The sequence below is a fragment of the Bacillus sp. mrc49 genome, assembly GCF_002803435.1.
The window spans coordinates 1-558 of sequence record NZ_PHNG01000263.1 but is presented as its reverse complement, the minus strand read 5'-3'; the positions used below and the strand labels follow the sequence as shown (position 1 = coordinate 558).

Annotated in this window: 1 protein-coding gene; it reads left to right on the top strand. The window is 44.8% G+C overall.

The window, feature by feature from the left end; genetic code table 11:
• On the top strand, positions 1-558 hold a 558-nt coding region (locus CVN76_RS01880), incomplete at both ends, for an ArsB/NhaD family transporter (protein ID WP_198512426.1).

The window sequence follows — 558 nt, the reverse complement described above, 5'->3', positions numbered from 1 at the left end:
TGATGTAACGCAAATCGTCTGGAATGCGACATTGACGTTTGTAGCGTTGATCATCATTTCGTTAATATTGGATGAAGTGGGTTTCTTTGAGTGGGCAGCGCTCCATATGGCTCGTGTTGCTGACGGCCGCGGTGTCCGTTTATTTGTATTGGTATTGATTTTGGGAGCCATAACCGCTGCGTTTTTTGCCAATGACGGAGCAGCCTTGATTTTGACTCCAATCGTACTTGCAATGGTACGGGCACTGAATTTTGAAGATAAAATGGTGCTGCCATTCATCATGGCAAGTGGATTTATCGCAGATACGACGTCCTTGCCCTTTGTCATCAGCAATCTAGTGAATATTGTTTCCGCAGATTTTTTTGGGATCGGTTTTGGCGAGTATGCCAGCAGGATGATCGTTCCTACTTTGATCAGTCTGGGAGCAAGCATTTTGGTCCTGTACTTATTCTTTAAGCAACAGATACCCGTTACATATGCAGCAAAGCATTTAAAGAAACCGGCAGAAGCGGTCAGGGATGCAAACATGTTCAAGATTTCCTGGCTGATCCTTGCGAT